Source organism: Pseudarthrobacter sp. AL07 (genome assembly GCF_029960665.1).
Classification (GTDB): Bacteria; Actinomycetota; Actinomycetes; order Actinomycetales; family Micrococcaceae; genus Arthrobacter.
In genome coordinates, this window is record NZ_JASBRB010000001.1 from 206,282 (window position 1) to 220,369 (window position 14,088).

The 14,088-nt window shown below is 62.2% G+C and carries 14 protein-coding genes, 1 other RNA gene and 1 pseudogene; 15 read left to right on the plus strand and 1 reads right to left on the minus strand.

The features are described from left to right. Positions 1 to 49: 49 nt before the first annotated feature. On the minus strand, positions 50 to 2,095 hold the full coding sequence (locus QK290_RS00940) for a lysozyme (protein WP_282329070.1): 2,046 nt from the start codon (positions 2,093 to 2,095) through the stop codon (positions 50 to 52). Between the two features lie 121 nt (positions 2,096 to 2,216). On the opposite strand from QK290_RS00940, the gene QK290_RS00945 reads away from it, so the two are divergent. The 15 genes and pseudogenes from QK290_RS00945 to QK290_RS01015 form a co-directional block, all read left to right on the plus strand. Beyond that, positions 2,217 to 2,495, plus strand: a complete 279-nt coding sequence (locus QK290_RS00945) for a hypothetical protein (protein WP_282328891.1) — start codon at positions 2,217 to 2,219, stop codon at positions 2,493 to 2,495. A 293-nt stretch (positions 2,496 to 2,788) separates the two neighbouring features. Beyond that, positions 2,789 to 4,012, plus strand: a complete 1,224-nt coding sequence (locus QK290_RS00950) for an ATPase, T2SS/T4P/T4SS family (RefSeq protein WP_282328892.1) — start codon at positions 2,789 to 2,791, stop codon at positions 4,010 to 4,012. After that, entirely contained in the window at positions 4,012 to 4,866 is an 855-nt protein-coding gene (locus QK290_RS00955; protein ID WP_282328893.1) for a type II secretion system F family protein, read from the plus strand. Before QK290_RS00950 ends, QK290_RS00955 begins: the two co-directional genes overlap by 1 nt. Further along, the gene (locus QK290_RS00960; protein ID WP_282328894.1) at positions 4,863 to 5,804 is read left to right on the plus strand and encodes a type II secretion system F family protein; all 942 of its coding nucleotides are present in this window, start codon (positions 4,863 to 4,865) and stop codon (positions 5,802 to 5,804) included. Before QK290_RS00955 ends, QK290_RS00960 begins: the two co-directional genes overlap by 4 nt. 67 nt (positions 5,805 to 5,871) lie before the next feature. Continuing rightward, positions 5,872 to 6,153: a hypothetical protein gene (locus QK290_RS00965; RefSeq protein ID WP_282328895.1), complete on the plus strand. Its 282-nt coding sequence runs from the start codon at positions 5,872 to 5,874 to the stop codon at positions 6,151 to 6,153. A 3-nt stretch (positions 6,154 to 6,156) separates the two neighbouring features. Beyond that, the gene (locus QK290_RS00970) at positions 6,157 to 6,600 is read left to right on the plus strand and encodes a TadE family protein (RefSeq protein ID WP_282328896.1); all 444 of its coding nucleotides are present in this window, start codon (positions 6,157 to 6,159) and stop codon (positions 6,598 to 6,600) included. A 73-nt stretch (positions 6,601 to 6,673) separates the two neighbouring features. Then, positions 6,674 to 7,066 carry a hypothetical protein gene (locus QK290_RS00975; RefSeq protein ID WP_348994652.1) on the plus strand — a complete coding sequence of 131 codons (393 nt, stop codon included), beginning with the start codon at positions 6,674 to 6,676 and terminating at the stop codon, positions 7,064 to 7,066. 7 nt (positions 7,067 to 7,073) lie between these two features. Continuing rightward, on the plus strand, positions 7,074 to 7,544 hold the full coding sequence (locus QK290_RS00980; protein ID WP_282328898.1) for a pilus assembly protein TadG-related protein: 471 nt from the start codon (positions 7,074 to 7,076) through the stop codon (positions 7,542 to 7,544). A gap of 62 nt (positions 7,545 to 7,606) precedes the next feature. Continuing rightward, a complete protein-coding gene (prfB, locus tag QK290_RS00985) occupies positions 7,607 to 8,722 on the plus strand; it encodes a peptide chain release factor 2 (protein WP_160672173.1) in 1,116 nt (371 codons plus the stop codon). A gap of 177 nt (positions 8,723 to 8,899) precedes the next feature. Beyond that, complete coding sequence (ftsE, locus tag QK290_RS00990) at positions 8,900 to 9,694, plus strand: cell division ATP-binding protein FtsE (RefSeq protein WP_282328899.1); 795 nt, start codon at positions 8,900 to 8,902, stop codon at positions 9,692 to 9,694. Next, positions 9,691 to 10,605 carry a permease-like cell division protein FtsX gene (gene ftsX / locus QK290_RS00995; protein WP_282328900.1) on the plus strand — a complete coding sequence of 305 codons (915 nt, stop codon included), beginning with the start codon at positions 9,691 to 9,693 and terminating at the stop codon, positions 10,603 to 10,605. Before ftsE ends, ftsX begins: the two co-directional genes overlap by 4 nt. A gap of 27 nt (positions 10,606 to 10,632) precedes the next feature. Beyond that, positions 10,633 to 12,060 (plus strand): M23 family metallopeptidase, encoded by a 1,428-nt coding sequence (locus tag QK290_RS01000; RefSeq protein WP_282328901.1) that lies wholly within the window; start codon positions 10,633 to 10,635, stop codon positions 12,058 to 12,060. 87 nt (positions 12,061 to 12,147) lie between these two features. Further along, positions 12,148 to 12,618, plus strand: a complete 471-nt coding sequence (gene smpB, locus QK290_RS01005; RefSeq protein ID WP_282328902.1) for an SsrA-binding protein SmpB — start codon at positions 12,148 to 12,150, stop codon at positions 12,616 to 12,618. An 87-nt stretch (positions 12,619 to 12,705) separates the two neighbouring features. Next, positions 12,706 to 13,074: a transfer-messenger RNA gene (ssrA, locus tag QK290_RS01010) on the plus strand. Between the two features lie 231 nt (positions 13,075 to 13,305). Next, positions 13,306 to 13,898: pseudogene (locus tag QK290_RS01015) on the plus strand (PDZ domain-containing protein); the annotation flags it as partial. Between the last annotated feature and the right edge of the window lie 190 nt (positions 13,899 to 14,088).

Consider the following 14,088-nt stretch of genomic DNA (forward strand, 5'->3'; position numbering starts at 1 on the left):
GTACTACGGTCGATGGCTTGTGGCCGGCCGGTAATGGTGGAGTCCGGGCTCAATAGGTGATGTTCTTGCATCCGAGTAACGAGTTGCCTGCGGCGAAAGGCGAAGCTGCAATCGCATAAGTGCAGATCTTGTAGTTCCCGCGCTGGGTGACTGCTTTTTTTGACGTGTAGCCGTGGTTGCCGGATATTCCGAGTACTTGGTTCACATCGGAGCGCAGCTGATTAGCTGGGACCGCGAAGTTGGTGACGCTGCCATTCGGTGCCGTCACATAGGTGTGGACGCTGAGGGAGACGGTTGGGACGTCCAAGTCTACTGTCCATCCTGTGGCTTGTAAGGAGGCCCCGTTAGCGTCAGCAGCTATGCGCACGGAATCCAAGTATCCTATCGGGCTCGGGCTGACACCAACGGCCAGAGAATTGCAACCGAGAAGAGAGTTCCCCGGGGAGACCGGGCTAAGGGCAATGCCGTACGTGCACACCCTGTACGTACCGGGCTGGCTAATGGGTAGGTCGGCCTCATAGCCGTGGTTCCCTGGAACGCCTAGTACGTTATTTACGTCCGGACGAGACTTTGCGGCCGTGAATTCGTGGAGCGAACTGGTGCCATTTGGAGCCAATATATACGCGTGCACAGGTATCTGAGCCGCAGTGCTACCGTAGTCAACCGCCCAACCGCGGACGGTTATCAGCGTTTGCGTGGTTGTCTTCTTGACGCTGGTCGAATCCAGTGTGCCCACGGGGGTCGTGCCTGGTGCGATGCTCAGGGACCTGCAACCAAGTTCCGATTGGAGGTAGAGCCCGACGGCGTAAACGCAGAGCTTGTAGTTGCCTGCCTTGGTGATGTCGATGTTGGTTTCGAAGCCATGGTTGGCGCCGACGGAAAATATGCGGTCCACATCCGGCCGGGAAGTGTTCGCCGGGATCTTGTAAAGCGTGCTGCTGCCGTCGGGGCTGTAGAGATAAGCGTGGACTTCGGAAGTGACTGAGGGTCGGCTCATGTCCACGGCCCAGCCCCGTACCTTTATCGATTCTTTGTCCGGGGACCGCTGTTCCGAAACTTCGTCCAGGCTGCCGATCGGCGGTTCGGCACCGTCCACTGTGAGTAACTTACAGCCGAGCCCAGGGTTGATGTATTTACCGATGGCGAAGACGCAGACCGTGTATTTTCCTGAAACGTTGATCGGAATTTGATTGTCGAATCCGTGATACTCGCCCAACCCGAATACCGTATTGACGTCGGGCCGGTAGGCTGTCGCCGGGAACTTATGCAGGGTCTTCGTCCCGTTTGGTGCCGTTACGTAGGCGTGCACCTCTGTGGTGGCACCGGAAAATGCGCGGTCCAGGGCCCAACCACGCAACTGTATGGACGTAGCCGTGCCACTGCGCTGAACGGCCGCGGTGTCAAACGATCCCTGCGGTACCGAACCAGCAAAAAGCGCAAGTGATGAATAGTCGCCGTTCCAGACGTTCGAATCACCGGCAAACGGACCGGTGCTGCTGTATTGCCAGATGCTGTAAGTGCTCCAGCTCGCAGTGGGAACTGCGCCAGCGTTGTTAGTCGGGGAGCTAGGGTAGGCGGCCACCCACAGAGGATAGTCACTGAACCCTGCGGGATTACCGAGGCACTGATTCCACCAGCTGGTGTTGGTATAGATAACGGGAAGACGGCCGGTCAATGACTGCATTGTGTTGCCGAAGTCGCGGACCCATGAACCCAACTGAGCTGGCGACATGCCGTAGCACGTGTTGCCGAAGTAGAATCCGTTAATGGTTCGGTTCTCATATGGGTTGAACTCAAAGTCCAGGACCGGCGGCATCGTGTAGCCGTCTGCGGTCCACCCTCCGCCATTCTGAACGAAGTAGCGGGCCTGATCGGCACCTGAAGACCAGTTCGGGATAGCGAAGTGGTAGGCCCCACGGATCATGCCTACGTTCCTTGAACCCTGGTACTGCGAACTGTACGACGGGTTTGTGTAGTAGTTACCTTCGCTGGCCTTGACGTATGCATATCTGGCTCCCATGTTCCACTGCTGTTGCCAGTCGACGTTGGGCTGGTGGCCGCTCACATCCAGTCCTTGGACGCCAAAGGTCGGCATCCACGTTCCTTCGGCGGACATTGCCTCCGTGGTGAGTTTCTTGAAGCTGGTGCTCGAGGATGATGTCACACGGGCGGAGCGCTGTCCCATCTCCGCTCCGCCACTACCGATGGCTTCAGCCATGGCTGCCTTGGCAGCGGCGGAGTCCGTCGTCGGCACTGGGGTCACTGGATCTTCAACAGTTGTCGGCGCCGCCGAGGGAGCCGCAGTGGCGGTCGGTGATACCGCCTCGGGAGGTGTCGTCGGAACCGCAGAAGTGGGGGCCGGCGTCGGCCCGGATATTGAAGGCGCCGGTGCGGGACTCGAGTCAACGGCGAAGGCGACGCCTGCCAGGCCGGGGCCCGCCACGAGAGCGGCAGCCAAGACTGCTGTCCCCAGGACATGCAGCAGGGGACGGTGACTGTTGGACTGGGTCCGCTTCATTTTGGCTCCGGAGCAAATGTGGCGCCAACTTGAGCGCGACACTAGTGGGTTGCAGTTCAGGAGACGCTGAACTGGAAATCGAGACTGAATGCGCCTACCCTAACACCGCAGTGACTGCTGTAACCAGAGTTTCGATTGTTGCCAATGTGAATGATGCGCCACTGTTATCCACAGCCCACACCATATGACTTGGCGGCGTGCGCTACGCTCCCTAGGCTGTACCCAGTTGAACTGCCTCCACCGGGGGCGGTAGTTGTATTGGGGAACAACATGGACGCTGTGCGAATCGTGGAAGACGAAGTCCGCGAGCTGATCCGCCGTCGGGGCCTGGACCCGCTACGGCAGGCGTGCGAGGTCCGCCGTCTGGTCGAAGCAGCCGTCAGCGATTACGACGAACGCGCCCTCATGGGGCCGCTGCCTCCGATTGGTCCGTTGGAAGCCGCACGCCGGTTTGTCTTTGACGCGGTGGCCGGGTTCGGTGTCCTTCAGCCGATGCTTGACGATCCGACCATCGAGGAAGTCTGGATCAACGCGCCCAACGAAATTTATGTGGCCAGGAACGGCGAGTCGGAACTGACCTCGCTCAGTCTCACCGACCAGCAGGTGCGCGATCTCGTGGAACGCATGCTCAAGAGTTCCGGCCGCCGCCTCGACATGTCATCGCCCTTTGTGGACGCAGCGTTACCGGACGGCTCCAGGCTCCACGTGGTCATTCCGGATGTGACCCGCAGGCACTGGGCTGTGAATATCCGAAAATTCGTCGTCAAGGCCAGCCGGCTTGAGCACCTGGTCGAGTTGGGCACCCTGACGCCCCAGTCGGCCCGCTTCCTCGGCGCTGCGGTATCCAGCGGACTGAACATCCTGGTATCGGGCTCAACCCAAGCAGGCAAGACCACCATGCTCAACTGCCTGGCAGCGAGCATCGGCAGCCGTGAGCGCGTCATTACGGTCGAGGAAATCTTTGAGCTCCAGTTCCCGCTCCGGGACGTCGTCGGACTCCAATGCAGGCAGCCCAACCTCGAAGGCGAAGGCGAGATCCCTCTGCGCAGGCTTGTCAAGGAAGCCCTCCGGATGCGCCCGGACCGCCTGGTGGTCGGTGAAGTCCGGGAAGCAGAAAGCCTCGACATGCTCATCGCCTTAAATAGTGGCTTACCAGGCATGTGCACCGTCCATGCGAACTCGGCCCACGACGCCGTCACCAAGATCTGTACCCTTCCGCTACTCGCCGGTGAAAATATCTCGTCTGCCTTCGTGGTTCCTACCGTGGCGTCCTGCATCGACCTCGTGGTTCACTGCAGCCGCCACGCCAACGGCCGCCGCCAAGTAACCGAGATCCTTTCCCTCGGCCGGAGGGTGGAAAACGGCATCATTGAGTCCTCCATGGTTTTCGCCATGGAGGATGGCCAGCTACAGCCGCGGGCCAACTCCATGCCCGCGGCGGAGAAGTTTTCCCGGGCAGGGTACGACGTCGCGGCGCTGCTGGAGCCGCGCTGATGGCGCCTCTGGTAGGGGTGCTTGCGGGCGCCGGGCTCTTCCTGATCTGGTGGTCGTTCTGGGAAAAGCCGGCAGCGCTGAAGCGCCGCCCGCGGGCCAGCCGCCTCGAGGACCTGCTGGCCTCCGCCGGAATCGAAAAGGTCTCCGGGCCGGGACTTGTGGCCTCCTGCCTGGGCTTAGGCATTTTTGTGGCTCTCATCTTCTTTGTGGTCAGCCGGTCATGGCCGATCTCTGTCTGCTTCGGACTGTTCGGCGCGTGGCTGCCCGTCAGCATTGTCCGGTGGCGGGCGAACAGGAGAACCGCCGTCCTACGCCAGCTCTGGCCGGACGTTGTAGACCACCTGCGCTCGGCCATCCGCGCCGGGCTTTCACTGCCGGAGGCCCTGATCCAGCTGGGGGAGAAGGGCCCCGAGGAGCTTCGGCATGTTTTCCGGGATTTCGGAGCCGACTACCGCGCCGGCGGGCAATTTGATGCATCTCTTAACAAACTCAAGGACCGGCTGGCGGATCCGGTAGCGGACCGGATCGTCGAGGCACTCAGGTTGACCCGTGAAGTTGGCGGTTCGGACCTTGGAAAACTGCTGGGCACCCTCGCGGAGTTCCTCCGGGAAAGTGCGCGGACCCGCAGTGAGCTTGAGGCCCGGCAGTCCTGGACGGTTAACGCCGCCAGACTCGCGGTGGCCGCTCCATGGATCGTGATGCTCCTTCTGGCCACGAGACCTGAGGCCGTGAACGCTTACAACACGCCCGCGGGAGCCGCTGTCCTCCTAGGCGGACTTGTTGTGTCGCTGGTCTGCTACTCCATCATGCTGCGCATCGGCGCACTTCCGCAGGACGAACGGGTGCTGCGATGAACGGGATCTCGGCGGCCGCGATTGTTTGCGGCATCGTACTCGGAACGGGCCTCTGGCTGATCTTCGTCCGGCTGCCCTTTATGCGGCCGCTCACGTTCGTCGAGCGCATCGAGCCACAGCTGAAATCGCAAAACCTTGAATCGCGTTTGCTGCGGGCAAGCGGGCAGAACGCCACGCCATTCGGGCCATTGGAACGGATCGTGCGTCCACTGCTTCACGACGGACTCGCCGCCCTCGGGAAGTTAAACCTCGGGTCAAAGGCGCTGACCCGAAGGCTGGCTCAAGCAGGGATCAGCAAATCACCTGTCGATTTCCGGGCCGAGCAGCTTCTCTGGTCCGCCGCGGGATTCGCCGCCGCCCTGGCGGCGGTGGTACTGGGCGCGGTGTCCGGCCGCTTCAGTCCCTTCCTCGCGGTTGTGGCCGTCCTCGGAAGCGCGCTCGGAGGGTTTCTGTTCCGGGACTTCTGGCTCGGTGTCCAGATCAGCAGGCGGAAATCCCGAATGATGGCAGAATTCCCCAGCCTCGCCGAGCTCATGGCGCTGGCGGTCGGTGCCGGTGAAAGTGCCACCGGTGCACTGGACCGCGTCTGCCGCAGTGCCAGTGGAGAACTGGCCAAGGAGTTTTCCAAGATCCTTGCCGAGACCAGGGCTGGGAAACCGCTGGTGGAAGCCCTCCAGGAGTTTTCCGCCCGTACAGATCTCGGGCCGCTCGTCAGATTTGTTGACGGCATCATCGTTGCTGTCGAGCGGGGTACACCCTTGGCCGACGTGCTGAGGGCTCAGGCCCAGGACGTCCGGGACACGGCAAAACGGGACCTGATGGAGTCGGCGGGCAAAAAGGAAATTGCCATGATGGTTCCCTTGGTTTTTGGTGTCCTTCCCTTAACGGTGGTTTTCGCAGTTTTCCCCGGCATCGCGGCCATCAGCCTCGGATTGTAGCCATGACCATCACTTCTGCGCTCATATCCCTTAGCCGCCACGTCAATTACACAGCGTCACTTACACAATGAATGGGACCGAAATGAAGAACATGGGAATCTCGAGCAGCGTGTTGCTCCTTGCGTTGCTTGCCGGCCTTTGGGCATGGGCCAGTCGTACCGCGTCGGGCAGAACAGACGCCCGGCATGGCGGCGAGGCCTCTGTCCATGACCACCCGGAGCGTGGCGACGTGCCTGGTTGGGTGATGATCACTTTAATGTCCGCGGTCCTGGTGGCTGCCTTGCTGGCTCTCGCCGGCCCGGCCCTCGAAACGATGTTCAACCAGGCCATGGACAAGGTCGGCAAGTAAAACATGCTGGGCGCCAGCCAGTGCACGTCCATCAGGCTACCGCGCCGGTCCAGGGACGGCGCCGAGCCGGGCTGGCGCACAGATGAACGCGGCTCAGCAGTAGTGGACTTCGTCATGGTTGGCGGCCTGCTCACCATGTTCTTCCTGGCGATCATCCAGCTGACCCTGGTCCTGCACGTCCGCAACACACTGATCGACGCCGCCGCCTCCGGGGCGCGCTACGGAACGCTCGCAGACCGGGGAGCGTCAGACGCCGAAGAACGGGCGGCGATGCTGATTGGGACCGCGCTCAACACTGACTTCGCGCAGGACATCAGCACCACGGAAGTGACGTTCCAGGGCCTGCGGACCCTGGAAGTGACCATCAAAGCTCCCATGCCCGTCATCGGACTGATCGGCCCGCGGAACCTGCTGGAGGTAAAAGGGCATGCAGCCATCCAACCCTGACACCCTGCGTTCCCGGCTCCATCTTCGGTTCCGGCAGGCGCTTTGCGAGGGGCCGCGTGAAGAGGGGAGTGCAGTGGTCGAATTCACGTTCCTCGCCCTGCTCCTGATGGTCCCGCTGGTCTACTTCATCATCACCGTAGGCCAGATCCAGGGCGGGTCCTTTGCCGTAGTCGGCGCCGCCGACCAGGCCGCGAAGGTGTTCGTCGCCCAACCGGATGCAGAGTCTGCCCAGGCCGCCGCCGAACAGGCAGCCCGCATCGCCCTCGCGGACTTCAGTCACGATGCCGGGCAGGCACGCGTATCCACCCGCTGCGACCCTGCCGACTGCCAGGCTGCGGGCACTGCCGTCACCGTCACGGTCAACCTCACCGTGCCGCTGCCCTTCGTGCCGTTCAACGAGGACTTCAGGCTCAAGGCCAGTGAAGTTGAAGCCTCGTCCACCCAACTGGTGGGCAGGTTCAGGTGACCCAAAGATGACACACAAAGCGATCCCCGAAGCCAAACCAAGCGACTCAGGTGAGGACGGCCAGATGATCGTGATGATCATTGGCTACGTCGCGGTGGCCCTGCTGGTGGTTACGGTGGTCATCGGCATTTCCAGCGTCTACCTTGAACACAAAAGGTTGCTGTCACTGGCCGACGGCGCCTCGCTGGCCGCCGCCGACAGCTACACCCTGGGCGAGGTCGGGGGAGAGGGCGGAAGCCCCTCAGCCATATTGGGTTCCGGCCGCGTCCGCAGCGTTGCGGCCGACTTTATCGCCCGGAGCCCGTCGTCGGCCCGGTTCGCCGGTTTAGCCGTTTCAGCGGAGACCGGCAGCCCTGACGGATCCACCGCCGTCGTGGTTCTCAGTGCTGTTGTCCACCCGCCGATAGCGAACTTCCTCGTGCCTGATGGGATCAGAATTGAAGCGGCCTCCACGGCGCGTTCCCGGCTCACGCGCTGACCGGACGCGGAGAAGTCAGGGAAGTCCGGCACTCCGGCCTAATAGCGTAGGCTTAAACAACCATGGCCACTATTGATTTTTCCGCAGAAATCCGCGCTCTTCGCGCCACCTACACCTCCATCGAGCAAGTCAGCGATGTTGAGGCCCTGAAGGAAGACATCGCCGAACTGAGCGAACGCGCTGGCGAGCCCAACCTGTGGGATGACCCCGCGGCGGCCCAGAAGATCACCTCACGCCTGTCGCACCGCCAGTCCGAGCTGGAGCGGCTGAACAAGCTGGTCTCGCGGATTGATGATCTCGAAGTGCTGGTGGAGCTCGGGCAGGACGAGGACGACGCCGATTCCATGGGCGAAGCCGCTGCCGAGCTGGAGTCCATCCGGAAATCCCTGAAAGACCTCGAAGTGGTGACCCTTCTTTCCGGAGAATACGACGAACGTGAAGCCGTGGTGTCCATCAGGGCAGGGGCAGGCGGCGTTGACGCCGCGGACTTCGCCGAAATGCTGATGCGTATGTACCTTCGCTGGGCCGAACGCCACGGTTACCCCACCACCGTGATGGACACGTCTTACGCCGAAGAGGCCGGACTGAAGTCCGCAACATTTGAAGTCAAAGCACCGTATGCGTTCGGGACGCTGAGCGTCGAAGCCGGAACCCACCGCCTGGTAAGAATCAGCCCCTTCGACAACCAGGGCCGCCGCCAGACGTCCTTCGCAGCCGTCGAAGTCATTCCTCTCATCGAATCCACGGACTCCATCGACATCCCGGACAACGAGATCCGCGTTGACGTGTTCAGGTCCTCAGGCCCGGGCGGGCAGTCGGTTAACACCACAGACTCCGCCGTCCGGCTCACCCATATCCCCACCGGCACGGTGGTGTCCATGCAGAACGAAAAATCGCAGCTCCAGAACCGGGCAGCAGCCCTGCGGGTCCTGCAGTCCCGGCTCCTTCTGCTGAAGAAGGAACAGGAGGACGCCGAAAAGAAAGCCTTCGCCGGCGATGTCAAGGCATCCTGGGGCGACCAGATGCGTTCCTACGTCCTGAACCCGTACCAGATGGTCAAGGACCTCCGCACCGAACACGAGGTGGGCAACACCTCCGCAGTGTTCGACGGCGAAATTGACGACTTCATCGACGCAGGGATCCGCTGGCGCACCGACAACCGCAACGCCGCGAAGTAGCACCTGCCGTGCCTACCGGCTAGGCGCGATCGCGCGACACACCCCCGTAGCCCCCGAAATCCGGCCAAGAGGCTGCGTATAGTCGAGGAGCCGGGGCTCTTCTTCCCCCAAACGAATGCCCGCGCACCGGCTGCAGATCTGGGCTGTATCAGCCGTGCCTGCAGGGTACTTAGGGCCATGATCCGATTCGAAAATGTCACCAAGGTCTACGACCAGACGGCCCGGCCTGCGCTGGACGATGTCAGCCTTGAGATTGACCGTGGTGAATTTGCCTTCCTCGTCGGCGCTTCCGGATCCGGAAAGTCCACCTTCCTGCGGCTGGTGCTGAAGGAAGACCGGGCATCCTCCGGCGCCGTCTACGTGGCCGGGCAAAACGTCGCCAAGATCTCCAGCTGGCGCGTGCCCAGGCTCCGCCGTGGCATCGGCGTGGTCTTCCAGGACTTCCGGCTCCTTCCGCAAAAGAGCGTGTTCGCCAACGTTGCCTTCGCGATGCAGGTCATCGGTAAGAGCCGCAGCGTTATCCGCGACACCGTCCCCGAAGTCCTCAAGACCGTGGGTCTGGAAGGCAAGGAAAACCGCCTTCCCCATGAACTTTCCGGCGGCGAGCAGCAGCGTGTGGCGATTGCCCGCGCGGTAGTCAACCGCCCCGGCATCCTTCTTGCCGACGAACCCACCGGCAACCTGGACCCCACCACGTCGATGGGCATCATGGGCGTGCTGGACAAGATCAACCAGAACGGCACCACGGTGGTCATGGCCACACACGACGACGACATCGTCAACGAGATGCGCAAACGCGTTGTGGAGCTAAAGAACGGCATCGTGATCCGCGACGAGGCCAGGGCTTTGTATACCTCCATGATCCCCGTAGTAGGCCAATCCCGCCGGCTCAGGGACGCCAGCGGCCGGGACGAAGCCCAGCCACCCGCACCCGGGGAACCGAATCCCGACTCAGGGGAGGAGCAGCGATGAGGCTCGCCTTTATCCTCGGTGAGATCGGCAGCGGACTGCGGCGCAACATCACTATGGTGGTTTCGGTCATCCTGGTCACCTTTGTTTCGCTGACATTCGTCGGCGCCGCAGGCATGCTGCAGCTCCAGATCAACCAGATGAAGGGCTACTGGTACGACAAGGTCCAGGTTGCCATCTTCCTCTGCAGTGACGGTTCGACGGCGGCCGGTTGCGCCACAGGCCCGGTCACCCCGGAGCAGCAGGACAACCTGCAGACCCTGCTCGAATCACCTGCCGTGGCCCAGTACGTCAACGATTTCCAGTACGAGTCCAAAGACGAGGCCTACAAGCACTTCAAGGACCAGTTCTCCAATTCTCCGATCGTCGATTCCGTCACGCCGGACCAGCTCCCTTCATCCTTCCGGATCAACATGAAGGATCCGGAAAAATACCAGATCATCAGCGAGACGTTCTCCTCGCAGCCGGGCGTGGAAACGGTCATAGACCAGCGGCAGCTGCTCGAACGGCTGTTCTCGGCCATGAACGCCGCCTCCCTCGTGGCCGTCAGCATCGCCGGCGTGATGATCGTGTGCGCCATCCTTCTGATCGCCACCACCATCCGGCTCTCGGCCTTTAGCCGCCGCCGAGAGACCGGGATTATGCGCCTGGTGGGTGCGTCCAAGATCGTCATCCAGCTCCCGTTCATCCTGGAAGGCGTGATTGCGGCGGTGATAGGCGCAGCCCTGGCATCCGGCACGCTGTGGGCAGTGGCGCACTTCTTCCTGGGCGAGTACCTGTCCAAGCAGTATCCGGACACGGCGTTCATTTCACCGGGGCAGACGCTCATTCTTGCGCCTGCCTTGCTGATCCTTGGCGGATCTTTGGCAGGAATTTCGTCCCTCTTGACCTTACGCAGATATTTGAAGGTTTAGGCTGTGCAAACCGAACAAGGAATCCTGATGAACGAATTGCACCGAACTGTGCCCCGGCACCGGGCCGAACGCACGCGACCGTCAGGCCGCCGCGCCGGCCTGATCAGCGGCGTCCTGGCACTGCTGCTCGCCGCCAGCATGGGTGCCTCAGCCCCGGTGGCGCATGCTGATGAGCTCGATGACAAGCGTGCCGCCCTTGAAGCTGAGGCGGCCCGGGTCCAGCAGTCCCTGGAATTCGTGGATTCGCGCATCGCGAAGGCCGCCGGCGACCTGGTGATCTACCAGGGCCAGCTGCCAGGCGCCCAGCAGGCCCTCCTGGAAGCTCAGGGGCGCGTGGCGAGTGCGGTCAAGGAAGTCGAAGCGCTGACGGCGCGGGTTGACCTTGCGCAGCAGAACAAGGCCAAAATCACGCAGCAGCTTGAGGCTGATAAGCAGAAAATCGCCGACACCAAAAAGCTGATCGGCCAGATCGCCACCCAGGCCTACAAATCCGGTGGCGTTCCGTCGAACCTGACCCTCTTCTTCGGGGCCAACAACGGCGGCAGCCTGACCGACACCATGGACCTCGCGGACCAAGCCATGCGCAGCCAGAACGCCGCCATGGACAAGCTGTCCCAGCAAAGCGCCACCAACGTAAACTCCCAGGCCCGGCTTGAAGCTGTCGAGGCTGAGATCAGGGACCTCAAGGCCAAGGCCGATGCCGCACTGGAAAGGGAGAAGGCTGCCCGTGACGAGGCCGCTGCCAAGAAGGCCCAGGTTGACCAGCTGATCGCCGACACCACCCGCCTTGATGCCGAACTACAGGCAGCGAAACCTGGCATCCAGTCCCAAATGGCGGCGGTGGAAGCCAGCCAGAACTCCGTTGCCAACGAAATCGCTGAACGTGACCGCAGGCTCCGCGAGCAGTGGGAAGCAGAGCAGCGCCGCCTCGCTGAGGCGGCCGCTGCTGCCGCGGCCGCCCGCGCAGCCGCCCAGGGCCAGGCTCCGCCAGCACAAGCGCCGTACGTTCCGGTGACCGGATCGCCGTCGGCGTTTGGCTTGCGGCACCCCTTCTCAGGTGGTGCGCCCATCACATCCGGCTTTGGCTGGCGGGCAACCCCGCCTGGAACCATCGACTTTTACGGAACGGGCGGCTACCTACACACTGGAATCGACTTTGGGGTCGGCTGTGGCACCCCCGTCTACGCGGCAGCAGCGGGCGAGGTCTTCTCCTCAGGCTGGAGTTCCGCCGACGGCGGCGGCTGGCGGGTGAAGCTGTCCCACGGTGTGGTCCAAGGCAACTCCCTGACCACGATTCTCTACCACAATGCCAGCGTTGTCGTCTCCAACGGCCAGCAGGTTTCCGCTGGCCAGCTCATCGCCTACTCGGGCAGCACCGGCAACTCAACGGGCTGCCACGCACACTTCGAAACCTGGCTCAACGGAGCCGCAGTTGACCCGATGCGCCTGCTGTAACGCCGGTCTTCGCCTGCCGTAGACTGGTATGACTCCGCGCCGGAACGGCCGGAGCCGGCCAAGATTCAAGAACTGAGGAGTTCCACCGTGCCCAAAGAAAGTGGCCGTAAGGTAGTGGCCACCAACCGCAAGGCCCGGCATGACTACCTTGTGCTGGATACCTACGAGGCAGGCATTGCCCTGATGGGGACCGAGGTCAAGTCCCTGCGCGAAGGACATGCCTCCATGGTGGACGGCTTCTGCACGTTCTACAACGATGAGCTGTGGATGGAGGGCATTCATATTCCCGAGTACAACCAGGGGAGCTGGACCAACCATTCCGCACGTCGCCGTCGGAAGCTGCTGCTGCACCGCGACGAGCTCAACAAGATCTCCGTGAAGATCCGCGAGTCCGGCTTCACGGTGGTACCGCTGCAGCTGTACTTCCTCGACGGCCGGGCCAAGGTGGAAATCGCGATCGCCCGCGGTAAGCGTGAGTACGACAAGCGCCAGACCCTGCGTGAGCAGCAGGACAACCGCGAAGCCCTTCGCGAGGTCCGGGAACGCAACCGTCGGTAGGAATGTTTTCCGCCGCACATGCGTTAGAATTAGTATTCCGGCAGGGATTTGTGCCTGCACAACCCGGCCGGTTTGAAAACAAAATACGGGGATGATCGGTTTCGACGATGTTAGTCGCAACAGGTGAAGCGGGCCGAGGATGCAGAATTATCTCGTAAACGCTGTCTGCAAACCAATAAGTGCCAAATCAAACCGCACTGACTTCGCTCTCGCTGCCTAAGCAGTAAGACAGTCCGTCAGCCCGAGGTTGCTATTGCCCCGGATCCTGGCGTCATTTAGATAGCCACTGCTGCTTGCCTCCGTCATCGGGGCAAACGGGACTCTTAGATGACTGGGCCCGGATCAGCCACCTGTTTGCAGGAGGGCTGGGGCCGAGAAAATCCGACGCAAACTGCGCCCGGAGAAGACCTGTTAACACGACATCGGACGGGGGTTCAATTCCCCCCATCTCCACATTTTGAATGTCGCAAGACATTGCCAGAAGACCCGGACCCAGCGTCCGGGTCTTCTGGCATTTAAGTGCCGTGTCTGTGCCCTTGTCCACCCACGGCGTAGCCGTTCCGAGACTACCGGACGCCACGGCGTGGTTGTCGCCAATAAGTTCCGGCGCAGCACAAGGTCTGGAAACCGGAGGCAGCCACGCCAGCAAGGAACTGCGCCGTGGACCCGGCCAGTGAATCCGGTGCGGACGTGTACCTGCTGACCAATTCACACGTGGTAGCCGGCACGCACCAAGGCCATGCCGCCTTTGCCGACGGCAGCAAGACCGATCTTGAACTGGTGGGGGCGGATCCTTTGTCTGACCCCGCGGTGGTCCACGGCCGGGCGCCGAAAGTGGCCCCGGCGCAGTTCGACGAGGCCGAGACGCTCCGGGCCAGCTGGTCATAGCAGTGGGAAATCCGCTGGGCCTGGCCGTGCCCATAAACACCACCACGCGGCGCATCATCTCGGCGCTGCTGAAGGACGGCGGCGTCCGGCGGGCCTATGTCGGCGTTGTCAGCACACCGTTCCGGTTCAACGCCGTCGCGGTGATCAGAACGGGACAACGCGACGGACTGCGCGTGGTGGAGGTCCTGGCCGGTTCGCCTGCAGATCGCGGAGGCCTCCGGGCAGGGGACGTCATTCTGACTGCCGGAAGCCGCCCCGTCAGCAACGCTGAGAGCCTACAGAAGCTGCTGATCGGCGATGCGACCGGCCAGCCGCTGCCGATTCGGGTGCTGAGGGACGGCCAGGAAGTGGACTTTGTGGCAGCGCCCGAAGAGATGGCCGGGAACGTGTAACCGCTACCGGCGCTTCTTCAGGTGCGCTACCGGGTCCTGCGGGCCTTCCATCGGCTCTTGGCCTTCTTCTCCGCGCGTTTTTCCTTGATGGTCTTAACCGGTTTCTTGTGCAGCTGCTGATGTGGTGACTTATCCGGCATGGCGTGCTCCTTACAGCGGGGGACGGGCTGCGTCCCACTTTGTAAAATAC